General features: G+C 69.9%; 21 protein-coding genes and 1 pseudogene. 11 read left to right on the forward strand and 11 right to left on the reverse strand.

From position 1 onward, the window contains the following. Nucleotides 1-7: 7 nt before the first annotated feature. Nucleotides 8-646, reverse strand: coding sequence for a GOLPH3/VPS74 family protein (locus ACYUED_RS24035; protein WP_491284885.1), 639 nt, complete (start codon nucleotides 644-646; stop codon nucleotides 8-10). A 254-nt stretch (nucleotides 647-900) separates the two neighbouring features. On the opposite strand from ACYUED_RS24035, the gene ACYUED_RS24040 reads away from it, so the two are divergent. Both ACYUED_RS24040 and ACYUED_RS24045 read left to right on the forward strand, forming a co-directional pair. Continuing rightward, nucleotides 901-1,488, forward strand: a complete 588-nt coding sequence (locus ACYUED_RS24040; RefSeq protein ID WP_491284886.1) for an IS607 family transposase — start codon at nucleotides 901-903, stop codon at nucleotides 1,486-1,488. Continuing rightward, on the forward strand, nucleotides 1,481-3,133 hold the full coding sequence (locus ACYUED_RS24045; protein WP_491284888.1) for a transposase family protein: 1,653 nt from the start codon (nucleotides 1,481-1,483) through the stop codon (nucleotides 3,131-3,133). The genes ACYUED_RS24040 and ACYUED_RS24045 overlap by 8 nt, the downstream gene beginning before the upstream one ends. Here the strand turns inward: ACYUED_RS24045 and ACYUED_RS24050 are convergent. From ACYUED_RS24050 to ACYUED_RS24060, 3 genes are read right to left on the reverse strand one after another with little or no spacing between them, the layout of a single operon-like run. After that, nucleotides 3,130-3,792, reverse strand: a complete 663-nt coding sequence (locus tag ACYUED_RS24050; protein ID WP_491284890.1) for a response regulator — start codon at nucleotides 3,790-3,792, stop codon at nucleotides 3,130-3,132. The genes ACYUED_RS24045 and ACYUED_RS24050 overlap by 4 nt on opposite strands. Next, nucleotides 3,789-4,901, reverse strand: coding sequence for a sensor histidine kinase (locus ACYUED_RS24055; protein WP_491284892.1), 1,113 nt, complete (start codon nucleotides 4,899-4,901; stop codon nucleotides 3,789-3,791). The genes ACYUED_RS24050 and ACYUED_RS24055 overlap by 4 nt, the downstream gene beginning before the upstream one ends. Then, nucleotides 4,898-5,317: an ATP-binding protein gene (locus tag ACYUED_RS24060; RefSeq protein WP_266588842.1), complete on the reverse strand. Its 420-nt coding sequence runs from the start codon at nucleotides 5,315-5,317 to the stop codon at nucleotides 4,898-4,900. Before ACYUED_RS24060 ends, ACYUED_RS24055 begins: the two co-directional genes overlap by 4 nt. Nucleotides 5,318-5,540: 223 nt before the next feature. On the opposite strand from ACYUED_RS24060, the gene ACYUED_RS24065 reads away from it, so the two are divergent. Together ACYUED_RS24065 and ACYUED_RS24070 are read left to right on the forward strand one after the other, a co-directional pair. Next, on the forward strand, nucleotides 5,541-6,395 hold the full coding sequence (locus ACYUED_RS24065) for a helix-turn-helix domain-containing protein (protein WP_491284894.1): 855 nt from the start codon (nucleotides 5,541-5,543) through the stop codon (nucleotides 6,393-6,395). Beyond that, nucleotides 6,392-6,577 carry a DUF397 domain-containing protein gene (locus tag ACYUED_RS24070; protein ID WP_491284896.1) on the forward strand — a complete coding sequence of 62 codons (186 nt, stop codon included), beginning with the start codon at nucleotides 6,392-6,394 and terminating at the stop codon, nucleotides 6,575-6,577. The genes ACYUED_RS24065 and ACYUED_RS24070 overlap by 4 nt, the downstream gene beginning before the upstream one ends. Nucleotides 6,578-6,609: 32 nt before the next feature. On the opposite strand, the gene ACYUED_RS24075 is transcribed toward ACYUED_RS24070, so the two are convergent. Both ACYUED_RS24075 and dacB read right to left on the reverse strand, forming a co-directional pair. Then, on the reverse strand, nucleotides 6,610-7,020 hold the full coding sequence (locus tag ACYUED_RS24075) for a class I SAM-dependent methyltransferase (RefSeq protein ID WP_491284898.1): 411 nt from the start codon (nucleotides 7,018-7,020) through the stop codon (nucleotides 6,610-6,612). Between the two features lie 83 nt (nucleotides 7,021-7,103). Further along, entirely contained in the window at nucleotides 7,104-8,432 is a 1,329-nt protein-coding gene (gene dacB / locus ACYUED_RS24080; RefSeq protein ID WP_491284900.1) for a D-alanyl-D-alanine carboxypeptidase/D-alanyl-D-alanine endopeptidase, read from the reverse strand. Nucleotides 8,433-9,872: 1,440 nt separating this feature from the next. Here dacB and ACYUED_RS24085 point away from each other — a divergent pair. From ACYUED_RS24085 to ACYUED_RS24095, 3 genes and pseudogenes are all read left to right on the forward strand, one after another. Further along, nucleotides 9,873-10,091, forward strand: a pseudogene (locus ACYUED_RS24085) (transcriptional regulator); the annotation flags it as partial. 46 nt (nucleotides 10,092-10,137) lie between these two features. After that, complete coding sequence (locus tag ACYUED_RS24090; RefSeq protein ID WP_491284902.1) at nucleotides 10,138-11,343, forward strand: cytochrome P450; 1,206 nt, start codon at nucleotides 10,138-10,140, stop codon at nucleotides 11,341-11,343. Between the two features lie 87 nt (nucleotides 11,344-11,430). Beyond that, the gene (locus ACYUED_RS24095; protein ID WP_491294400.1) at nucleotides 11,431-12,024 is read left to right on the forward strand and encodes a Uma2 family endonuclease; all 594 of its coding nucleotides are present in this window, start codon (nucleotides 11,431-11,433) and stop codon (nucleotides 12,022-12,024) included. Between the two features lie 6 nt (nucleotides 12,025-12,030). Here ACYUED_RS24095 and ACYUED_RS24100 read toward each other — a convergent pair whose 3' ends face one another. Together ACYUED_RS24100 and ACYUED_RS24105 are read right to left on the reverse strand one after the other, a co-directional pair. Further along, a complete protein-coding gene (locus ACYUED_RS24100) occupies nucleotides 12,031-13,638 on the reverse strand; it encodes an ABC transporter permease (RefSeq protein WP_491284904.1) in 1,608 nt (535 codons plus the stop codon). Then, nucleotides 13,635-14,549, reverse strand: a complete 915-nt coding sequence (locus tag ACYUED_RS24105; protein ID WP_491284906.1) for an ABC transporter ATP-binding protein — start codon at nucleotides 14,547-14,549, stop codon at nucleotides 13,635-13,637. Before ACYUED_RS24105 ends, ACYUED_RS24100 begins: the two co-directional genes overlap by 4 nt. A gap of 73 nt (nucleotides 14,550-14,622) precedes the next feature. On the opposite strand from ACYUED_RS24105, the gene ACYUED_RS24110 reads away from it, so the two are divergent. Continuing rightward, on the forward strand, nucleotides 14,623-15,117 hold the full coding sequence (locus ACYUED_RS24110) for a GbsR/MarR family transcriptional regulator (RefSeq protein WP_491284908.1): 495 nt from the start codon (nucleotides 14,623-14,625) through the stop codon (nucleotides 15,115-15,117). 12 nt (nucleotides 15,118-15,129) lie between these two features. On the opposite strand, the gene ACYUED_RS24115 is transcribed toward ACYUED_RS24110, so the two are convergent. Both ACYUED_RS24115 and ACYUED_RS24120 read right to left on the reverse strand, forming a co-directional pair. Beyond that, entirely contained in the window at nucleotides 15,130-17,385 is a 2,256-nt protein-coding gene (locus ACYUED_RS24115) for an NACHT domain-containing protein (RefSeq protein WP_491284910.1), read from the reverse strand. Beyond that, a complete protein-coding gene (locus tag ACYUED_RS24120; RefSeq protein WP_491284912.1) occupies nucleotides 17,382-18,485 on the reverse strand; it encodes an alpha/beta hydrolase in 1,104 nt (367 codons plus the stop codon). Before ACYUED_RS24120 ends, ACYUED_RS24115 begins: the two co-directional genes overlap by 4 nt. Nucleotides 18,486-18,753: 268 nt before the next feature. Between ACYUED_RS24120 and ACYUED_RS24125 the strand changes: the two genes are divergently transcribed. Then, entirely contained in the window at nucleotides 18,754-19,143 is a 390-nt protein-coding gene (locus tag ACYUED_RS24125) for a hypothetical protein (RefSeq protein ID WP_491284914.1), read from the forward strand. A gap of 285 nt (nucleotides 19,144-19,428) precedes the next feature. Here the strand turns inward: ACYUED_RS24125 and ACYUED_RS24130 are convergent, their stop codons facing one another. Beyond that, nucleotides 19,429-20,940: an APC family permease gene (locus ACYUED_RS24130; RefSeq protein WP_491284916.1), complete on the reverse strand. Its 1,512-nt coding sequence runs from the start codon at nucleotides 20,938-20,940 to the stop codon at nucleotides 19,429-19,431. A 150-nt stretch (nucleotides 20,941-21,090) separates the two neighbouring features. Between ACYUED_RS24130 and ACYUED_RS24135 the strand changes: the two genes are divergently transcribed. Together ACYUED_RS24135 and eutC are read left to right on the forward strand one after the other, a co-directional pair. Continuing rightward, a complete protein-coding gene (locus ACYUED_RS24135; protein WP_491284918.1) occupies nucleotides 21,091-22,482 on the forward strand; it encodes an ethanolamine ammonia-lyase subunit EutB in 1,392 nt (463 codons plus the stop codon). Then, entirely contained in the window at nucleotides 22,479-23,249 is a 771-nt protein-coding gene (gene eutC, locus ACYUED_RS24140; protein WP_491284920.1) for an ethanolamine ammonia-lyase subunit EutC, read from the forward strand. The genes ACYUED_RS24135 and eutC overlap by 4 nt, the downstream gene beginning before the upstream one ends. The last annotated feature ends 24 nt before the right edge of the window (nucleotides 23,250-23,273 follow it).

Here is a 23,273-nt window from a genome sequence, read left to right on the forward strand (position 1 = left end):
TCCTCGGTCAGCTGCCGCCCATCCCGCCCTGGGCGGCGATCATGGTCATGGACAGTCCGCGTACGGTCTTCTCCAGGCCGGGGGCGAGGGTGCCGAGGCGGCCGGTGCAGGCGTCGATGCGGTCCCGCAGCTCTCGGGCGTCCTGCCGCGAGACGACCGAGCGGTCCTTGCCGGCCGCGGCCAGCGCCGCCAGGGCGGCGTCGGCGACGGGAATCCCGGCGACGGGCGCATCGCCGTGCAGGACGGCCGACACGCGGTCGCGCACCGCCCGGAGCGTGGCCGGGTCCGACACGGTCACGCGCCGACCGCCCAGGCGGAGCCGGGACGACTCGACGCTGAGGAGCCCGAGCGCGGCCAGCTCGTCCTCCACGGCCGCCAGGGTGCGCCCGCTGTGCCGCCGGACCAGCTGCTTCCAGCCGTGCCCGGGAGCCTCCCGCAGCGTCTCGTCCAGAACGGGATCCCCCGTCGATCCCGTTCCGGCCACCGCCACGCTGCCGCCGCCGGTCTCCACCAGCCGCCCGCGCAGGGCGAGTTCGACCAGGACGGCGGTCCGGACGAGCAGCCCGGTCCGGGAGCGGTCGTACGGCCCCCGGGCCTCTTCGTCGTGGGCGAGCAGGTACATGCGGTGATGGAGCGATTCGGTCATACCGATGACGCTACGGTCCGGCAGCGCGCCGTTGATCGGCCGTGCGAACGGATCCGCTCTGGGAGCACAGGAGGGAGCGGCGCGGTTTCTCCTCCTCAAGGATGAGCCGCCCAGCGGTCCCGCGAGCCGCTCCCGGGGTTTGCGCGCTCAGGGTTTTCAGCCTCGGAGTGTGCTCGCTCAGGGGTTGCCAACTGCTGGCCGCGGAAGGTTGTTGAGTGTGCGTAACCATGAGGGAGTGGTGGCGTTATCAGCATATGAACCTGACGGAGTGGGCGCGGGCGCAGGGGGTGAACCCGCATACGGCGTATCGCTGGTTTCGTGAGGGCGCCTTGCCGGTGCCCGCGCGCCGGGTGGGGCCGCGCACGATCCTGGTGAACATCGAAGCGAACGCCTCACCCTCGGTGACCGGTGGTGTAGGTCTGTATGCCCGCGTTTCCTCGCACGATCGGAAGCCGGACCTGGAGCGGCAGACCGCTCGCCTGTCGGCATGGGCGGCGGAGGCGGGACAGAAGGTTGTGCGGATCGAGTCCGAGATCGCCTCGGGTGTGAACGGCTGCCGCGCGAAGGTGAAGCGGCTGCTGGCCGATCCGGCGGTGACCACGGTCGTGGTCGAGCACAAGGACCGCCTCGGGCGGATGAACGTGGAGCTGATCGAGGCCGCCCTGTCCGCGACTGGCCGCCGACTGGTCGTCCTCGATGACGGCGAAGTCGAAGACGACGAAGACGACCTGGTCCGGGACATGGTGGAGGTACTGACGTCGTTCTGCGCCCGCCTGTACGGCCGTCGGTCGGCGAAGAACCGGGCGAGGAAGGCTCTCGAAGCGGCGGCCGGCGATGAGTGAGCCGAAGAAGAAGAAGCAGCAGCTCCGCACCATCGACGCACCGTTCGTCGCGCCCGGGCCGTCCGGGGTGGCGATACGCGACCGCCTCAAGCACCTCACCGACGTGGACGACAAGGTGTTGCGGCTGGTCGGTGAACACCTCGGACGCCTCGCCTCGCTGGACCTCAAGAACCGCTGCGCCGACGGCCTGGACCACGACAGCGACACGTGGGCCGCCCGCAAGCAGGGCCTGACGGCCGACTCCTCGTCCCGGTGGGCCGGTTCGATCACGAAGGCCACTCACGATCAGTGGGCGCTGTCCCGCCGCTGTCAGCTCGCCCACATCCAAGGGCTTGAGGCCGGTGTGCGGACGCTGATGCACCGACTGGCGCAGCCGGTCGGGGAGAAAGGCACCAAGCGGGCACCCGGCGGATACCGCAGTCGGGGCGAGTGGTGCCACAAGTCCCGCCGTCTGGCGACCCTGGAACACCGCCTCGATGTCGCCCGCGTGGAGCGTGAGGCCGGTGTCGTGCACGTCGTGCGCGGCGGCCGGCGCCTGCTGGGCAACCGCAACAACCTCCAGGATGCGCAGCTCAGCGAGGCCCAGTGGCGCCGGCGCTGGGAAGCCGAACGCTGGTTCCTCGCTGCTGACGGCGAGTCCGGCAAGCGGTACGGGAACGAGACGATCCGCGTCACCCCCGATGGCGAGGTCTCCATCAAGCTGCCCGCACCACTGGCCCATCTGGCCAACGGCAAGTTCGGCCGGTACGTCCTCTCCTGCAGGGTCCAGTTCCAGCACCGGGGCGCGCAGTGGCGCGACCGCGTCGAAGCCAACCGTGCTGTCGCCTACCGCATCCACCTCGATGTGGAGCGCGGGCGCTGGTACATCACCGCCTCGTGGACGAAGCCCGTGGTGAAGACGGTCCCGTTGGAGACAGCCCGCGCCCAGGGCATGGTCGGCGTCGATACGAACGCTGACCACTTCGCCGCCTACCGGCTCGACCGCAACGGCAACCCGGTCGGCGACCCGAAGCGGTTCTTCTACGACCTGTCCGGCACCGCCGACCACCGCGACGCGCAGATCCGGCACGCCATCAGCCAACTTCTGCACTGGGCCAACCGGTGCGGCGTCAAGGCGATCGGTATCGAGAACCTGGACTTCACCGCCGAGAAGACCCGCGAGAAGCACGGCCGCAAGAAGCGGTTCCGGCAGCTCATCTCCGGCATCCCCACCGGCAAGCTCAAGGCCCGTCTGGTGTCCATGGCCGCCGAGCACGGCCTGTCGATCGTCGCGGTCGACCCGGCGTACACGTCGATGTGGGGCGACCAGCATTGGCGTAAGCCCCTGGCCGGCAAGACTCGCAAGATGTCCCGACACGACGCCGCGAGCGTCGCGATCGGGCGACGCGCCCTCGGGCACCCGATCCGGCGACGGACGGCACCGCCCCCGCAGCACCAGAGCGATGCTGTGGGGCATCGGACCGCCCAGGCCGGACCAGGCGCACGAGGGCATGAGGGAACCCGCCCACCCGTCACGGAGCGTGCACACGATGCACGCAGCCGGACGGGGACACAGCGAACGCGGGAGACCAGCGCATCCAACACCGTTCGGGATGCGCGCAGTTCCAGGAGCTGGCAGCAAATGTCACTCCTGGACACTGTTTAGGAACGGTTTCTCGGCCGGACGAGGCCGTGATCGTACGCGGCGACCACGGCCTGCACCCGGTCCCGCAGGCCCAGCTTGCGCAGTACGCCGGTGACGTGGTTCTTGACGGTGGCCTCCGACAGGTCCAGCCGCTGGGCGATCTCCGCGTTCGACAGGGCCTGCCCGATCAGGGTGAGCACCTCCCGCTCCCGGCCGGTGAGACGCTCCAGATCCGGCGGCGGCGGCAGGTCGGGCGCGGTGCGCAGGAAGCGGTCCAGGACACGGCGCGTCACCGAGGGCGCCAGCAGGGCGTCCCCGCGGGCCGTGAGACGGATCGCCTCCACGAGTTCGGCGGGCCGGATGTCCTTCAGCAGGAACCCGCTGGCCCCGGCACGCAGCGCCGCGACCACGTGCGTGTCCAGATCCCAGGTGGTCAGCACGAGCACGCGGGCCGGGCTGCCGCAGGCCACGATCTCCCGGGTCGCCTCGATGCCGTCCAGCACGGGCATCCGTACGTCCATCAGCACTACGTCCGGCCGCAGTTCCCGCGTCAGCCGCACGGCCTCCTGACCGTCGGACGCCTCGCCGACCACCTCCAGGTCGTCCCGCGCGTCGATGATCATCCGGAAGCCGGTACGCACCAGGGCCTGGTCGTCGGCCACCACCACGCGAAGGGTCACGTCGCGTACTCCATCGGCAGTTCCGCCTCCACCGCGAACCCGCCCCCGGCGGCCGGGCCCGCCCGCAGGCTCCCGCCCAGCATGCGGGCCCGTTCCCTCATCCCCACCAGCCCCCGTCCCGCGCCCGACTTGGCGGACCGGGCGGGCGGTGTACGCCCGTTGTCGGCCACGGTGATCCGGATCCGCCCACCGTCGGCCGTCACCGACACGCGCACCTCGTCGGCGCCGACGGCGTGCCGCAGCGCATTGGTCACGGCCTCCTGGGCGATCCGGTACGCCGCCAGATCCACGGCCGCCGGCAGACCACCGGCCGGAACGCCCTCGCGGTCGAGACGCACGGTCATGCCCGCCGCCCGCACGGCATCGGCAAGCTCGTCCAGCCGCGCGAGCCCGGGCCGCGGAGCCCGCTCCCCGCCGACCGGCTCCCCCTCCGCCGGATCCTCCGGACCGAACGCCCGTAGCAGCAACCGCAGTTCGTCCAGCGCCGAGCGCCCCGCGGTGTCGATCGCCCGCAACGCCTGCCGGGCCTGCTCGGGACGGTCGCCGAACACGTCCTCCGCGGCGCCCGCCTGAATGACCATCACCGACAGGGTGTGGGCGACCACGTCGTGCACCTCCCGCGCGATACGGGCCCGTTCCTCCGCCACCGCCCGCCGTGTCTCCGCCGCCGCCCGCGCCCGTTGCGCCCGGCGCCACTGCCCCACGGTCCAGGCCAGCAGCACCGCCAGCAGACAGACGGCCACTGCCCCCGGACCACCGGAGACGAACCCGAGCCCCGACAGGGCGCACATCCCCGCCAGCGCCGCCACCGACACCCGCCTCGACCGCGTGGCCGACAGCACGCACAACGCGACCTGCGCCGCGAGCAGCGCCCCCGTCAGCGTCACGGCGGGAAGCAGCGCCCACACGGCGACACCCGTCATCACGCCGACGCCGAGTACGGCGAGGGGCTCGCGCAGCACCCACCTCAGAGCACCGGCCTGCGCGACGACCAGAACGACACCCACGGCCAGCCGTCGGCCCGTGCCGACGGCGAGCACCGACGTGCCGAGCACCCCGAGCACCAGACCGGCCGACCCGCACCACAGCCAACGCGCGTCCCGACTCACGCCCCGACCCTACCGAGCAGTTCGCACCACACGTACTTGCCACGGTTGCCGAATCTGGACAGCGGCTGCCAGCCCCAGAGGTCGGAGCAGGCCCGGACGAGGGTGAGGCCCCGGCCGCCCTCGGCGGTGAGGTCCGCCGCCTCGGCCGGGGAGTCGGGCGGTTCGGGGTCCGCGTCCCATGCGCCGAGGCGGAGTACGCCGGGGGAGTAGCGGACGCGGAGGGCGGCGGGGCCCTTGGTGTGCAGTACGGCGTTGGAGATCAGCTCGGTGGCGAGGAGCTCCGCGGTGTCGACCAGCGTGATCAGGCCGTGCATGGTCAGGATCAGACGGAGGGTGCGACGACAGACGGTGACGGCGCGGGGGTCGTTGGGGATGTAGAGGGAGTACTCCCAGGACTCGGGATCGTTTTCGGGCACGACTGAACTCCTGTGGGGGAGAGGGGGGTTGGAGGGAACGGTCGGTGGCAGTGCCGCGTCCGTCGTGGCATGGCGGGGCGGTGCGCTTCCGGTGTCCCGGCGTTTCGCAGCGTGTGCGTCGCGTCACTAAAGGTAAGGCGAAATATTCTGCCTGCGCAAGCCGTTGCCGTAATCTGGGGTACGAACGGGGCCTGCCAATGGGGCCGTTGGGACGGGAGCGTGCATGGCGGCGAGGACTCATCCCACCGCGCGACAGATCCGCCTGGGTTCGGAGCTGCGCAAGCTGCGCGAGGCCGCGGGCCTGAAATCGCGTGAGGTGGCGGCCTTCCTGAATTCGACCCCGGCCCAGATGAGCCAGGTGGAGGCGGGTATCGCGGCTGTCGGCGCGGAGCGGATCCGCAGGCTCGCGGCTCACTACTCCTGTGAGGACGAGGCGTTCATCGATGCCCTGGTGGCGATGGCGGGCGATCGCACGCGTGGCTGGTGGGAGGAGTACCGCGGCGTCCTCGACCAGGTGTTCCTGGACACCGCCGAGGTTGAGCATCACGCCACCTACCTGCGCGAGGTTGTGACCTACTACGTTCCGGGGCTGCTTCAGACCGCCGAATACGCCCGCTCGGTGTTCGCCTATACGAACCCGGGCCATTCTGAAAGGGATGTGGCCCTCAGGGCGGAGCACCGGATGAAGCGCCGGGCGGTCATCGAGCGTGACACTCCGGTCTCGTACGAGGTGATCGTCCACGAGTTCGCCTTGCGTGTGCACGTGTCCGACCGTCAGGCATCGCTCGCTCAACTCCGCTTCATCCTGGACAAGATCGAGGCGGGCCAGGCAGTCGTGCGTGTTGTCCCCGTCGAGCGCGAAGGTTTCGCGGGCGCCGGGGCCTCGATGCTGTACCTGGGCGGTCCAGTGCCCCAGTTGGACACAGCGCTCCGAGACTCCCCCACCGGCGTGAGGTACATCGAGGCGCAGCCACAGTTGGAACAGCTTCGTACGCTCTTCCATAGGGTGCAGTCAGCGTCCCTAAATCCCACCGCTTCACGTGACTTCATCCACCGCCTGACGAAGGAGCTGTCGTGAACTGGCACAAGTCCAGCTACTCCGGCGGAGGCGCGGGCGACTCCTGCGTCGAGATCGCCCCCCTCCCCACCGGCGTAGCCATCCGCGACTCAAAGGCCCCGGCCCGCGCCACCCTCACCTTCCCCACCCCCGCCTTCACGGCCCTGATCGACCATCTCAAGGCACGGAAGCCCGCGCCCTGAGGCTCAGTCCAGAGGTGCCGACGCCGGGGAGGTCACTCTCTTCCTCGTCCAGGTGCGTGGGCGCGTACCAGGAGAGTGCCCAGGTTCCCCGGCTCCGGGGCCTTGAGAACGCGTGCGTCGACGTCGGTGAAACCGTGCCTCTTGAGGATGTCCGCCCACGTCTCGGCGGTGTACTGCCGGCGGAGGACGGTCAGTTCACGCTCGCGGCCTTCGAGCCACTTGCCTCGCATCTGCTGAGGGCCGTAGGAACCAGCGACTGGTTCGGCCTGCGAAAAGGCGAACACTCCGCCGGGTGTCAGCCGCTCGAGGACGCGGGGGAACAGGTCCTCGGGGTCCGTGAACCACACGGCGCCCCACACCGAACAGATCGCGTCGTACGTGGCAGATGCCGACGGGAGGTGGGCACAGGCCTCTCCGTTGACGACGGAATGTCCGTTGTTCATGTCCGTTGGCCGAGGGTCACGAGAGTCCGACGGGATACGGAGAACGGGCGGGCCTTTCGGGCCCGCCCGTCGGATGTCCCTGGTCAGGCCCAGCAGCCGTTGACGGTCGCGGCGAGGCCGTCTTGTGCGTGGCGGATGTCGGTCGTCTTGGCGGTGGAGCCGTTCTCGATGAAGGAGAAGATCTTCCACTGGCCGTCGGAGCCCCGGGTGAGCCCGCTCAGCGCTATCGCGCCGGTCAGGGTGCCGGTCTTGGCCATCACCTTGCCGACGGCGCACTTGGATTCCGGTGTGTCGAAGCGATCCAGCGCGGTGTCGAGCGTGGCGCCCACCTCGCCCGCGACCGGCAGGCCGTCGATGACGGGCTGCAGGATCGCGCGGTAACGGGGGTCGGCGTCGGTCTCCAGGATCTGGGCGACCGTCTCGGCGGAGATCCGGTCGTCGCGGGAGAGACCGCTGCCGTCGTAGAGCTTGAAGTTCTCCAGCGAGATGCCGTAGTTCCGCAGCACTTCGGTGACCACCTCGGAGCCGGCTTCGAAGGTGGCGGGGCGGCCGGTGTGCAGCGCGGTCATCCGCAGCAGGGACTCGGCGATCTGGGCGTCGCTCTTCTTGAGCATCCGGTGGACGGTGTCAGCGACCGTCGGGGACTGGTGGACGGCCATCGGGAGGGCCTCGCCGGGGTGGACCGTGCCGCGAGTGATGCTGCCGGTGACGGTCAGGCCCTTGGCGCTGAGCTGCTTGGCGAACACCTGGCCCGCGTCGAGCGAGGTGTCCTGGCTGAAGTTCTCGTCGACCGAGAGGGCGCGCACCGGCGGGATGACATCGGTGAAGTAGCTCGGGTCCCAGCCCTGGGCCAAGGCGGGCTCCGGGAAGAGGCTGTCGTCCACCTGCACCTGCACCGACTTCACCCCGGCGTACTGCAGGTGGGAGACCACCTCGGCGGCCATGGAGGTCAGGTCGGCGGTGCTCAGCAGCCGGTCGCCGCCGCCCACGAGGGTGACTACGCCATCGTTGTAGAGGGCCCTGGTGGTGAAGCGGTGGTTCGGGCCGAGGATGGTCAGCGCGGCCGTGGCGGTGGCCAGCTTGGCGTTGGAAGCCGGCATCAACGCGCCGGCGGCGCCGTGGTTCCACACCGCCTTGCCGCTCGCCTCGTCGATAACGAGGCCGCTGAACGTCGAGTTGGTGAAGGCCGCGTTCTGGACGCGGGTGTCCAGGTTCTTGGCGATCTGCTCGTCCGCGGAGTCGGTGGCGTGGTCGGGGGCCGTTGCGGCCGTCGGCTGATCGGCGGCGAAGGCGGAGCCCTGGCCGAGGAGCATGGCGGTGGCGACCGGCGCGCTCGCGGCGACCACGAGGGCACGGCGTACCGCCACGCCGGCGGGCTTGGGCTTACGGTGACGGCCTGTGGAACTGGACACGTGAAGACTTCCCGAAGTGGTGAGGGGGGATTGGCAGTTGGCAGACACTCAGGTTGAACTCATCGTGCCTGCGAACAGTACTTGATCATTGAAGTATGTTGTCCTGCGGTACTCGCATGGAGGCGGGCCGACTCCCAAGGGACAGGTGACGCGAGAGCGGGTGCGCCTGGAGAGCGGCTCTGGGGGTGATCACAGGGGCCCGGTAACGCTCCGTTCGCGTCCCGCCCAGGTGTGGGTGCGCCGTGCGGCCACTGGATCTGCGAGCAGCGCGCCGCTCCGGCTTCCGCTGGGCACTGCCGGGGCAGGAACCGTCCGGGTCCCGCCGTGCCACCTCGATGCCCGCAGGCGCCAGGAAGAGTCCGGCGTCTGGAGACTCCACGAGGATCTGCGGGCCACGACCTGGTCGGCCGTCGAGTCGATGCGGTGGGAAACCGTGAAAGCATGTGATCGCCCGGCCTCCCGGAGGGGCCCGTGTCGGGCAGGTTCACGAAGTCGAAGAGACCCGTCATGACGACCGGTACGGCCGCAGGCGCCAGGGGCGCTGCCGCGAGACGGTATGCGGTCAAAGGTACGCGCGCAGAAATCCTGTTGTGATGGCGCGACGGCATCGGCACGCAATCTTTCCTTTCATGCGGCATGAAAAGTACCGTCCGATGATTCCAGCCGCTCCCAATTGTTTCCTTCGGGGGCAGCTGATAGACGTCGGGCATCTTCCCTACGGACGCGAGTTCGCCCCGGGCCGCAGGTCGAGGCACCTGGACGAGCCACGGCCTGCAAAGATCCACGATGACAGGTGGGGGGTTGATTTCCACCCCGCTCCATGGGTGCAATCAATTCCATCCCATGCCGGAGGGCGCCGTCGAGACATAGTGCGATACCCACCAAAAGCTGACATTTCAACACTGCGACCCCGGTCGAAGGTCTGCCATTCGTTGTGAACTTCGGCCGACCCTGCGGGGCCGACCAGGCCGGACCGGTTATCCAAACTTCTGCGTGCACAGATTATTTGAGACCGCCTCGAATATTCCAAGGAGACCGGCTACGCAATATGCACTCCGAAAGGTTGCACGCATTCGCCGGGGCGTGAGCTCATTCTCCCGTTCGGTGGATAAACCGCCGGAGAGCAAATGCTTCTTTCGTCCACGAAACTGACGTTCCGCAAAGCCGGGATCACCGCTACGAACCCCGAACCGCCCGCCTCGCCTGACGAAAGACATGGGTGCCCCATGAAGTACGAGTTTTTCGAGTGGCGGTGAAGGGACGCCACCGCCGTCCTGTCGCAGCAGCGCGGTCGAAGCTGAGGGCGGCCCGACCCTGGAGGTGCCGGGGAGGGCGGCAAGCGGCCCTGACGAATCCGGTACGTATCGGCACTGCCGGATGGTGCGGGTTCCGCGAGCGAGACGGAAAGCAGTACGCGAGGAACCGGCGTCGACGCCTCCTTATACCGATCCAGGGCGGGCGTGGTGGCAGTGGGGCAAGCCGGAGCAGACGGCGAACGAACTGCTGTCCGCTCTGCGGGTCTCCCCCGGGGAGGTGCGCGACCGCCCTGCGATCCGGCAGATCGTCAGCGACCTCTCCGCACGACACCCCCGGGTGACCGGGGTGCGTGAACGGTCGGCTGCGGTGGGTGTTCGCGACCGGCCTCCGACCGTCGAGTAGACAGACACCCTGGTCAGACAGGGAGGACCCGGGCTAGCGTCCCTGCATGGCAGCCTTCGACCCCTGGGACCCGGCGTTCCTCGCCGACCCGTACCCCGCCTACGCCGAGCTGCGTGCCAAGGGCCGTGTGCATTACTTCGAGCCCACGGACCAGTGGCTCGTGCCGCACCATGCCGATGTCTCGGCGCTGCTCAGGGACCGGCGCCTGGGGCGGACGTATCTGCACCGCTTCAGCCACGAGGACTTCGGACGGACCGCACCTCCGGCGGAGCACGAGCCGTTCCACACCCTCAACGACCACGGGATGCTCGACCTGGAGCCCCCGGACCACACCAGGATCCGGCGCCTGGTGTCGAAGGCGTTCACGCCGAGGACGGTCGAGCGGCTCCGGCCGTATGTCACCGGTCTCGCCGCGGACCTCGTGGACGGGCTCGTCGAGAAGGGCGGCGGGGATCTGCTCAGCGATGTCGCCGAGCCGCTCCCCGTCGCCGTCATCGCCGAGATGCTGGGTATCCCGGAGTCGGACAGAGCCCCGCTGCGGCCCTGGTCGGCGGACATCTGCGGGATGTACGAGCTGAACCCGCCGCAGGAGACGGCGCGGAAGGCGGTGCGGGCCTCGGTCGAGTTCTCGCAGTACCTGCGGGAGCTGATCGCCGAGCGGCGCAAGGAGCCGGGCGAGGATCTCATCTCCGGGCTGATCGCCGCGTACGACGAGGGGGACCGGCTGACCGAGCAGGAGATGATCTCGACCTGCGTGCTGCTCCTGAACGCCGGTCACGAGGCCACCGTGAACTCCACCGTCAACGGCTGGTACGCCCTCTTCCGCCACCCCGACCAGCTCGCGGCCCTGCGCGCCGACCGCTCCCTCGTCCCGTCCGCCGTCGAGGAGCTGATGCGCTACGACACCCCGCTCCAGCTCTTCGAGCGCTGGGTGCTGGACGAGATCGAGATCGACGGGACCACGATCCCCCGGGGCGCGGAGGTCGCGATGCTCTTCGGATCGGCGAATCACGACCCTGCGGTGTTCCGGAACCCGGGGCGCCTCGACCTCACCCGTCAGGACAACCCGCACATCTCCTTCAGCGCCGGCCTCCACTACTGCATCGGCGCCCCGCTGGCCCGTATCGAACTGGCGGCCTCAATGACGGCGTTGCTGGAGAAGGCGCCGACGCTCGCCCTGGCCGCCGAGCCGGAGCGCAAGCCGAACTTCGTGATCAGGGGGTTGGAGGGGCTGAGCGTGGAAGTGGGGTGATCACCCGTTCGGATGGTCGCCGAGCGATTCCGGTCGATCGTCTCCGGTGGCTCGTCAAGCTGGTGCCTGCCTGCGAAGGGAGGCACCATGACGGTTATGGCAGAGCGCGCGTCGTCTCAGATGTCGGTGGACGTGTTCGAGCGGATCGCTGAGTTCGCCGAGCGCGAGGACGAGACCGTCAGGTTCGAGTTCATCGACGGACGGATCGGGCTCAAGAAGGTGACGAACGGTAATCACGGAGCGGCCATCATGTGGTTGATCCGCCACTGCATGAAGGCCCGACCCGACCTGGACCTCAATCCCACCCAGGGCCTGGAGATCGAGGCGTATCGCAAGGGCCGTGCCCGGCCCGACGGTGTGCTCGCGCCGGTGGACCATTTCGTCAAGCAGGGTGACTGGGCCAAACCCGACGGAGTGCTCATGGTGGTCGAGATCACCTCGTTCGACTCCGACACCCACAACCGCGACCGCGTGGACAAGCCCAAGGGTTATGCCGGGGCGGGGATCCCTGTCTACTTGCTGATCGACCGGGACAATCACTCGGTCCTCGTGCACAGCAACCCGGACGTGGAAGACGGCTACCGCGACATCCGCATCGTCAAGCTCGGGGGCACAGTCACTCTCCCGGATCCCGTCGGCATCGAACTCGATACCAAGCACCTCAAGCAGTACGTCGACTGAACCCCGTCACGTCGACATGTCCCGCCGCCGCAACCCCGCCAGCCCGGCCGCCACCAACAGCACCGCCAGCCCCAGCAGGATCAGTACCGGGCCCCACTCCATCGCCCCGCCGGGCAGCTTGGGCAGACGGCCGAACGGCGACACGTCCAGCACCGCCTGCGGAGCATCCAGCGCGGGGCCGACCCAGCCGATCAGCAGTACCGCACCCGCGACTCCCCAGGCCGCCATCGCCAGCCGCGGTGCCACGCCGTACAGCAGCACCGCGATCCCGCCGATCACCCAGACCCCGGCGACCTGCACCAGGCACGCTCCGAGGATCGCCCCGACCTCCCTGCCGTAGCCGACGGCGAAGCCGAGGCCCGTGACGAGCATGAGCAGGACGGAGCCGCCGAAGGCGATCACCAGGTGGCCGGCGGCCCAGCGCAGGCGGCCCACCGCGTTCGCCAGGACCGGCTCCGCCCGGCCCGACGTCTCCTCGCCGTTCAGGCGCAGGACCGAGCCGACGACGTACAGCGCGGCGATCAGGCCCATCATCCCGACCATGGATGCCAGGAACGCGTCCGTGATCCCGCTTCGGCCGCCCATCCGCTCGAAGATCTCGCGGGCCTTCTCGTTGTCGCCGACCAGGCCGGCCACGCCGTCCGCCAGGCCGCCGTAGACGACGCCGACGACGAAGAAGGCGATGCCCCAGCCGTACACGCTGCCGCGCTGCAGCCGCCAGGCCAGCGCGCCCGCCGTGCCCAGCCGGCCGACCGCCGGTCCGGGGCGGGTCGGCAGGAAGCTCATGCCGATGTCCCGGCGGCCCGCGAGCCCGTAGGCCACCGCGCCCTGGATCAGCACCGCCGCCGCGAACAGAAGCAGCACCCACCAGCGTTCGTCGGCGAACGGGCGCAGGTTCTCCAGCCAGCCGAGAGGGGACAGCCAGGTCCACACCGACGAGCCGTCGGTCGTCGCCGCGTCACCCGCCGCCCGGAGGACGAAGGCCGCGCCCAGCACCCCCGCCGTCAGCCCCCGCGCCAGCCGCGCGCCCTCCGTCAGCTGGGCGACGATCGCCGCCATCGTGGCGAAGACCATGCCCACCGCAGCGATCCCGAGACCGAGGGCGAGCGCCCCGGTGGCTCCCCGGCCGGCCAGGCCACCCGCAACCAGCAGTGCCAGTACGGCGTTTGCGACCGCCGCCGCCAGCAGGGCCGCCGTCAGCGAGGCCCGGCGGCCCACCATCCCGGACGCCACCAGCTCCTGGCGGCCGCTCTCCTCCTCGTCCCGGGTGTGCCGTACGACGACCATCAGGCTCATCGCGGCGGCGAGCGCACCCGCGTACACGCCGACGCGCCAGGCCGTCAGTGCACCGATCGAGGTGTCGAAGACCGGGCCGATCAGTGCGCGGAAGGAAGCGTTGGTCGCCACCTGGTGGATCAGGTCGGCGCGTTCGGCCGGGGTGCCGTAGAGGTTCACCAGCGTGTTCGGCATGGAGAGGACCATGAGCGCGTTCACGCCGACCCAGACCGGGACCATCACGCGGTCACGGCGCAGGGCGAAGCGCAACAGGGTTGCGGTGCCTGCCAGTTGGCGGCTGCCCGACCTCGGCATCGCGAGTGTCGTCGTCGTGGTCATCGGGCCGCCACCTCGTCCTGTTCCCCCTGGTAGTGCCGCAGGAACAGCTCCTCCAGGGTCGGCGGCGTCGACGTCAGCGACCGTACGCCCGACTCGCTCAGCGAGCGCAGCACGGCGTCCAGCTTGTCGGTGTCGACCTGGAGACGGACGCGACGGCCCTGTACGTCGAGGTCGTGGACGCCGGGCAGGTGCGCCAACCCGTTGGGCGCGCCCGCGAGTTCGGCCGTCACGCTCGTCCGGGTCAGATGGCGCAGCTCGGCCAGCGAGCCGCTCTCCACGGTGCGGCCCTTGCGGATGATGCTCACCCGGTCGCAGAGCTCCTCGACCTCGCTGAGGATGTGCGACGACAGGAGAATGGTCCTGCCCCGGTCCCGCTCCTCCTCCACGCAGCGCTGGAAGACCTCCTCCATCAGCGGGTCCAGGCCCGAGGTCGGCTCGTCCAGGATCAGCAGGTCCACGTCCGAGGCGAACGCCGCGACCAGGGCGACCTTCTGGCGGTTGCCCTTGGAGTACGTGCGGCCCTTCTTGGTGGGGTCCAGCTCGAACCGTTCGATCAGGTCGGCACGGCGGGCCGGGTCCAGACCTCCGCGCAGACGGCCGTAGAGGTCGATGACCTCACCGCCCGACAGGTTCCTCCAGAGCGTCACGTCTCCGGGGACGTACGCGATCCGGCGGTGCACCTCCACCGCGTCCCGCCACGGGTCGCGGCCGAGCACCTGCGCGGCGCCGGCGTCGGCGCGCAGCAGGCCGAGCAGGACGCGGATGGTGGTGGACTTGCCGGCGCCGTTCGGGCCGAGGAAGCCGTGGACCTCGCCGGTGTCGACGTATAGGTCGAGGCCGTCCAGGGCGTGGGTGCCGCCGAACGACTTGTGGAGTCCGGATACCTCAATGGCGGGGTTTGCCTTCGTCATGATTCTGAACGTACGCTTCTTTCAGAAATTTGTGAAGTTAAGGAACCGTATGAAGCCCGGATAGGATGACGGCATGACGGAAACAGCTGGTGGTGGGCGTGACCCGGAGGCCGTGTCGAAGTTCGTCGAGTCCTTCGCGGCCCAGCTCGTCGAGGCCGGGATGCAGCGCATGCCCGCCCGGGTCTTCGCCGCCCTGCTCTCCTCCGACGCCGGCTCGATGACCTCCGTCGAGCTGGGCGAACAGCTGCAGATCAGCCCCGCGGCCGTCTCCGGGGCGGTGCGCTACCTGTCCCAGACGCACATGGTCTCGCGCGAGCGGGAGCCCGGCTCGCGCCGGGAGCGCTACCGGGTGCACGGCGACCAGTGGTACGAGGCCCTGACCAACCGCGAGGCCGTCATCAAGCGGTGGGAGGTCGCCCTGCGCGACGGTGTGACCAGCCTCGGCCCCGATACGCCCGCCGGACGCCGCATGGCCGAGACGCTCGCCTTCTTCGAGTTCGTCCAGGGCGAGGTCGCGGCCATGATGGAGCGGTGGCGGGTGCACCGGGAGAAGACGTTCGGCGCGTGAGCAGTCGTGGCGTCAGGGCTTGGTGATGCGGTCGCGGAGCCGCGCGTGGCGGAACTGGTAGACGGCGCCTGCCTGGCGCAGGACGCCTCTGCGGTGGGCGTCCTCCAGGAAGGCGCCCGGGTTTCTGGGCAGCCGGCCGGTCAGCGGTAGCCAGATGCGGGCGAGGGTCACCCAGTGGCCCCAGGCGGTGAGGCCGAGGCCGAATGCGAGGCCGAGCCCGAGGCCGCCCATGGTCGTGAACACCAGCCAGTCCACGAATCGGCCCTTGAGGCCGTAGAAGAGCCATCCCACGAGTCCGAACACCAGCGTGCTCACGAGCGATCGATGGAGCACCGTCCTGCGGTCGGTCCTCAGGAGGTCGGAGGGGCTGACCGCGGAGCTGACGGGGACGGGGTCGGAGAGGGCGACGACCAGTCCGTACACGAGCCCGACCACGAGGCCGTATTCGACGCCGCTGCTGAGTCCGAATTCGAGTGAGTTGATCAGCAGGGTCGTGAATCCGCCCGGGGTTCCCAGTGCGAGCCCGAACGCGAGCGTGTCCACGAACCAGAACGCGAACCCGACCCCGAACCCGCCCGCGAGCCCGATCGCCAGCTGGGGCGCGAGCCGCTGACGAAACTCCCTCATGCCGTCGGCGAACCGCAGGGGCTCGTCCGGCGGCTCACCCGCTCCGCCCGCGTACGCGAACCCCAGGAGCAGCCCGCTGACGAGACCGCCGATGACGCCGTTCAGCAGCCCGTACCGGAGCAGCTCCATGGGGGTCGACCCCAACAGGAGCCCGCCCACGAGCGCGTTCACGAGCCAGGACACGAACCCGAATCCGAACCCGCCCGTGAACCCGGCCTTCAGGCGCGGGACATACGTCTTGCGAGACCGTGTCCTCCTGCCGAGGATCCGCATGCTCACGCGCGACGGTTCGCGTGCCGCACCCCCGTCCAGGAGCCCGTAAACCAGGCCGAAGGCCAGGCCCGACACCACGCCGAAGACGGCCCCGTTCGCGAGTCCGATCAGGAGCCCGTCCACGGGACCGTACGACCACGCGAGCCAGGCCACGGACTCCGTCACGAGCGCGTCCATGCACCCGAAGACCAGCCCGGTCACCAGCCCGACGACGACCATGCGCACCGGCCGCCGCAGGGTGCTGCCCAGCTGCCACCACTTGAGGTCGGTCGTGTCGAGCAGTTCGAGGTGGCGGGCGAGGTGGGTGAGCCAGTCCTGGACGCGTTCGCGCTGGGCGGGGGGCTTGTCGCGGTAGACGGTCGGGACGAAGCTGTCGAGGAGGTGGTTCTCCAGGGCCTCGGCGGTGGGGAACGGGCCGTCCAGCAGGTCGCGTGGGTCGTGGTCGGGGACGTCGCTGTAGACGGTGCGGGCGAGGGCGACCATCAGGGGGGTCCTCAGGGCCGTGGCCGCCGGGCCTTCGGGGTCGTCACGCAGGCGGTGCAGGACCTCGTTCCACTCGGTCGTCTTGGCGTCCGCGCTGGTGTACGGCAGGTATGTCTCCAGGTCGTCCAGGGAGAGTTGCTCCAGTTCGATCGTCGCGGCGGACAGCACACCACCGGTTGTGGGGTATCCGTCGTCGCGACTGGTCAGCAGCAGTGGCATCTTGGAGCTGGCCGTATCGCTGAGCTTGACCAGGGCGGACGGCCGCAGGCCCTCGGCGATCTCGTCGAAGCCGTCCAGGACGGGCAGGATGCGGCCGTGGCCGACCAGTGCCGCGGCCAGCGTCGAGTTGCCGGGGCCTTCCGCCGCCAGACCGGGGTGGTCGCGCTTCAACTGTGCGGCCAGCCAGTCCCGTAGAGGCGTCTCGGGGTCCCAGGAGCCGAGGCCGAAGATCACCGGTACGACGGCGACACGGGTATCTGGGGGCCCCAGCATCTCCAGCACGAACCGTATGGCCAGGGCCGACTTGCCCGATCCCGCCCGGCCCAGCACGACCAGACGTCCGGTGGGCACCCGGCTGTGGAGATCCGCGATCCCCCGCAACTCACCATCCGGCGGCAGCTGTTCGTCGTCCGGTGAGCGACGGATCGTCCGCCAGCGGACCGGCAGCGAGTCCGGGGCCCACAGCCGCTGCCGTTCCGATTCCCTCCACCACTGCTCGCGCAGCGCCTGGGCGAGTTCGGCCGCGGCCTCGTCGAGGGCGATCGTCGTGCTGGAGCTCGGGGGAGGAGTGATGTTGATGGTGGTGTCGCGAATGTCCCGGCTCACGAAGACCGGGCCGTGCGCGACCCCCGAGAACTCGCCGTGCACGTCGCCCGGCCCCGTCACGGGTGGTGCAGCCGCTTCATGATCAGGCCCACGAAGTCGTTCATGTCGGCCTGCAGACAGGCATCTTGGGCGTGCCTGCCGGTGCAGCCCTTGGCCCAGGTACTGCCGTCGCCGTAGTCCGCGAAGCGGTACGGGACACCTGCCGCGTCGAGGTTGGCCGCGGTCGTCAAGGCCGTCTGCCGGACCGCCTTCTCGCTCAGAGCCTGGATGTCCTCGTTCGGGTCGAGGGTCAGTGCGCCGCCGTCGCCCGCGTACATCGCGACGCCCATACCGCGCAGCTTCGCGACGTGCTGGGCGGGACTCACCTTGTTCCACACGCCGTCAAGGGGCCAGACCGGCGGCCCGAAGACCGCGTCGGGGGCGGCGATCGGGGTGCCGAAGCCCGGCAGCAGCTCGCTGCCGGTGACGGCGGCGCGCATCACCGGATCCCGCATGTCGAGGTCGCCGGAGAAACTGCCCACGTAGCTGAACAGTTCGGGCCGGTCCTCGGCGTAGTGGAAGGCGCCGAAGCCGCCCATCGAGTGGCCGGTGATCGCCCGGCCCTGCCGGGTGGGGACGGTCCTCAGGTTGGCGTCGATGAACGGGATCACCTGGTCGAGGTGGAAGGTCTCCCAGTTCTGGGGGCCCCGTGAGCCGGGCTTCACCCAGTTCGTGTACCAGCCGCGGCCGGAGCCGTTCGGCGTGACGGTGATCAGCGGGACGTCCTTGGTCGCCCCCTCGGCCATGCCCATGTACCGGGTGCTGTTCGGGAGCTCGCCGGCTCCGTGCAGGTCGTACAGCACCGGGTAGCGGGTGCTCGCGGCGCCGTCGTATCCCCTGGGGAGGGTGACCATGACGGCGTGCTCGCCCGAAACCTGGCCGGACATCGCGCCGTAGGCCGGGACCTGGGCGGACTTCACGGTGAGGACGAACGTGCGGTGGTTGTCGTCCGTCCATTTCGGCTGGCCCACGACGCTGATGCCGTGGCCGTTCGCGAAGTGCGGTGGCGCCGGTGCCGTCCGGGCGGAGGCGGGCGGTGCGAAGAACAGGCCCATGAGGGCGGCGAGGCCGAGGAGTACGGGGGTGCGGCTGCGTAAGACGGCCTTGGACAGGGTCTGCATACGACGTCTCCCGTTGTGCGGGCAGGTCAGGCCGAAGCTCTCACCGGTGTGGTGTGCCGGGAGCACCGGCAGCGCGGGGTGGTGTGGTGCGGTGCTGCCGTGACTGGCCTGACGTGGACCTCAGATGGTGCGGCGGTCCGCCGGGCTGAGTCAACTGCCTTGTGTGGCAAGGAAGTTGAGGTGTGGTGAGGAAATCGTCGACGAATGGACACCGGCGTTCTCCTGGCGGTCAATGGGAGAGGGGCAACATCCGAGCCCGGAGGTGTTCGTGGAAACGATCGCGGTGGGACTGCTCATGGCGTTCGCGGGCAGTACGGCGAGTGCGGCGGGTCAGCAGGCGTGGCAGTCGCTGCGCGGCCTGGTGACCCGGAGCTCGGAGGAGGACGGGGACGAAGCGACCGGCGGGCGGCGGGAGTTGGCGGCCCTGGACGAGCAGCCGGAGAGCGTCGAGCGTGCCCGGGCGTTGGCGCATGCGCTGGCGGTGCGAGCCGAGCGGGATCGCGAGTTCGCGCAGCAGTTGCAGGTGTGGTGGCAGGAGACCGAGGCGGCGCGGGGCGAGCAGACCGGCGCGGGTGATGTGCACGTCGAGTTCTCCGGCACCTCGCACGGTCCGGTCGTCATAAACCGGGACTTCCACGGAACGATCAACCTCGGCTGAGCCGGTGCGGCGCCGGGGCACCGCTGAGCGCGGAGCCGGGGCCGCCGTCGCGGACCCGGCTCCGAGAAGACCGGCGCTCCCCAAGAGGGCAACTGCCTTGACGTACCGGGTGACGCGCCGCCGTGAGCCGGCGGACGATAAACCAGCGACCATGCTTCGCAGGGTACGAAGCCCTGCCCGTACGGCACCACCGGAACGTCGGAGCCCTTACGGCTCCCCCGTATCCTCTACGGCTCCTACCTCGCAGCGCTTGCGCCTACCGCTCCCGCGTCACCGCACCCGCACCTACCGCTCCTTCGTCTCCTCCAGCACCGTCCGCCCCAGCAGCGCGTACCGCTCGGGGGCGCGCCGTTTCAGGTACTGGGCGTAGCCGACGCCCGTCGCCGCGACCAGGGCGACCAGCCAGGGCGTCGCCTTCAGCACCAGCGAGCCGGACTCGGCGCCCGCCGCGACCCCCATGTTGGACACCAGCAGGACGACCACCGCGAGCATCGCGATGCCGCCGACGAGCGGAGCGGTGAAGGTCCTGAACCAGTGCCGGCTCTCGGGGTGGTGGGTGCGGAAGTAGACCAGCACCGCGAACGAGCACACCGCCTGCACGATGAGGATCGCCATCGTGCCGAGGATGGCCAGCAGCACGTAGAGCGCGTTGTACGGGTCCTTGCCCGCGGCCCAGAACGCGCCGATCAGCACGGCGGAGACGACCGTCTGGACCAGGCCCGCGAGGTGCGGGGAGCCGTGCCGGGCGTGGGTGCGGCCGACCGTGTTCTTCAGCGACGGCAGGACGCCCTCGCGGCCCAGCGCGTACATGTAGCGGGCGGCGCAGTTGTGGAAGGCCATGCCGCAGGCGAGCGAGCCGGTGATCATCAGCCACTGCATGACGTCGACCGCCCAGTGGCCGACGTAGTGCTCGGTCGGGTTGAAGAACATGGCGAGGGGGTTCGCCGACGAGGCCGCCTTCACGGCCTCCGTCTCGCCGTTGCCGATGATGGCCATCCAGGAGACGAAGACGTAGAAGACGCCGACGCCGAGGACCGAGATCATCGTCGCCTTGGGGATGATCTTCTTCGGGTCGCGGGACTCCTCGCCGTACATCGCCGTCGACTCGAAGCCGACCCACGACCAGAAGGCGAAGAAGAGACCGAGGCCCGCGGACGTCCCCTTGAAGGCGTTGACCGGGTTGACCGGGCCGAAGGTGAAGCCGTGCGGGCCGCCGCCGTGCAGGGCGACCGAGACCGCCATCGCGGCGAGCACGGTGACCTCCGTCGCCAGGAGGACGACGAGGAGCTTCTCGGCGACCGAGACGCCGAACCAGGTGCCGGTCGCGTTGACGACGAGCATCAGGGCCGCGAAGGCCCACCAGGGGACGTGGACGCCCGTCTGGTCGTGGAGGGTGGTCGTGGCGAACGTCGAGAAGATGCCGATGAGGGCCGGCTCGAAGACGGCGTAGGCAAACGTGGCGAGGAGGCCGGAGGCGAGGCCGGCGGTGCGGCCGAGACCGTAGGAGATGAAGCCGTAGAAGGCGCCGGTGGAGGTGATGTGCTTCGCCATCGACGTGAATCCGACGGAAAAGATTGCCAGGACGACCATTGCGACGAGATAGCTCGCGGGGGCGCCGATGCCGTTTCCGGACGACACCATGAAGGGTACGTTCCCGGTCATCGCGGTGATCGGGGCGGCGGTCGCGACGGCCATGAACACCACGCCGAGCAGGCCGATGGCGTTGGGCTTGAGCCGGTGAACCGTCCCGTCGCCATCGGTCTTCGCCTCAGCGGCGACGCCCTCTTCCACTGCCATCGGGTTGGCCCCTCTCCTGCTGGTCGCTGGTTGCACTGGACCGGAACTCTGTAGCCCGAATGAGTCGCTCAAGGGTGTCGGCGCGTTAAATGTTTGTCAACCAGACCTTTAGAAATTCAATGGCAACATGAGGCTCGTACGGTCGCCGCCATGAGCTCGTACTCCTCCACCGTCGGTGGCCACCGCTTCCGTTTCGACTCCCTCGCGCGCCTGCTGGCCGCCGCGAGCCCCGAACGCTCCGGGGACCGGCTGGCCGGGCTGGCGGCGGACAGCGCCCAGGAGCGGGTGGCTGCGCGCTGGGCCCTGGCGGAGGTGCCCCTCGCGACCTTCCTGACCGAGCCGGTGATCCCGTACGAGACCGACGACGTGACCCGGCTGATCGTCCACACGCATGACGCGGCCGCGTTCGCGCCGGTGGCCGGGCTGACGGTCGGCGGTTTCCGGGAGTGGCTGCTGTCGGCCGAGGCGGACGCGAGGACGCTGGGCGCGCTGGCGCCCGGGCTCACCCCGGAGATGGTGTCCGCCGTGTCCAAGCTGATGGGGAACGCGGACCTGGTGGCCGTCGCCCGCAAGGTGCGGGTGGTGACGGCGTTCCGCTCGACGATCGGGCTGCCGGGCCGGCTGGCCACCCGCCTCCAGCCCAATCACCCGACGGACGACCCGGCGGGAGTCGCGGCCGCCCTCCTGGACGGCCTGCTGCTGGGCTCCGGCGACGCGGTGATCGGCATCAACCCGGCGACGGACAGCCCGAAGGCGGTTCGCGACCTGCTGGAACTGCTGGACGGCGTGATCACTCGGTACTCGATCCCCACCCAGTCCTGCGTCCTGTGCCATGTCACGACGAGCGTGGGCCTGATGGAGCGCGGCGCGCCCGTCGACCTCGTCTTCCAGTCCATCGCGGGCACCCAGGCGGCCAACGCCTCCTTCGGGGTGACGCTGGGACTGCTGGACGAGGCCTACGAGGCGGCGCTGGCGCTGGACCGGGGCACGGTGGGCCAGAACGTCATGTACTTCGAGACCGGCCAGGGCAGTGCCCTCTCGGCCGACGCGCACCACGGTGTGGACCAGCAGACGGTCGAGGCACGGGCGTACGCGGTCGCCCGGCGCTACGATCCCCTGCTGGTGAACACGGTCGTCGGCTTCATCGGCCCGGAGTATCTCTACGACGGCCGGCAGATACTGCGAGCCGCCCTCGAGGACCACTTCTGCGGCAAGCTGCTCGGCCTGCCCATGGGCCTCGACATCTGCTACACGAACCACGCCGACGCCGATGACGACGACATCGCGACCATGCTGACCATGCTCGGCGTCGCGGGCGCGTCCTTCGTGATCTGCACCCCGGGCGGCGACGACATCATGCTCAACTACCAATCGGCCTCGTACCACGACGCGTTGTACCTGCGGGAGGTGCTGGGCCTGCGCCCGGCCCCGGAGTTCGAGACGTGGCTGGAGACGATCGGGCTGCTGGACGAGCGAGGAGCGATCAGGGACGTGTCGGGGGCGCACCCCCTGACGGCGATCGGGCGGGAGCTTGCAGCATGACGAACGATCAACTCGCGTTTTCTACCGCGGACCTGGCGCTGTGGGCCGCGCTGCGCCGGCACACCCAGGCCCGTATCGGCCTCGGCCGCGTGGGCTCCGCGCTCCCCACCCGGCACCGCCTGGAACTCCAGTCGGCGCACGCGGCGGCCCGGGACGCGGTGCACTCGCCGTTCGAGCCGGGCGTGGTCGCGGCGGGGCTGGCGGGCATGCCGACGGTACGGGTCCGCAGCGGGGCCGGTGACCGGCTCACCTACCTCCAGCGCCCCGACCTGGGCCGCCGCCTGGACCCCACGGACCGCGCCCACCTCCCCGCCGGTGACTGGGACGTCGTCTTCGTCGTCGCCGACGGGCTGTCCAGCCGGGCGGTGCACGAGCATGCGGCGGCGATGGTGCGGGAGACGGCGGTGCGGCTCCCGGACTGGCGCATCGCGCCCGTCATCCTCGCCGAACAGGCCCGCGTGGCCCTCGGTGACGACGTCGCGCACGCGATGGGGGCGGCGATGGTGGTCGTACTCGTGGGCGAGCGGCCCGGCATGTCGGCGGCGGACTCGCTGGGGGCGTATCTGACGTACCGGCCGGTGCCGGGGGTGACGACGGACGCCGACAGGAACTGCCTGTCCAACATCCGGCCGCCGTTGGGGCAGTCGTACGAGGCGGCGGCAGGGAAGTTGGCGGGGTTGATGGGGAGGGGGCGGGAGTTGGGGCGGACCGGGGTGGGGCTGAAGGATGAAAGCGATCATGACAGTGTGATCGCCCAGATGCTCTGAGTGGCGGCTGGTCTGCATCATGGG

The sequence above is a fragment of the Streptomyces sp. DF42 genome (genome assembly GCF_058267695.1).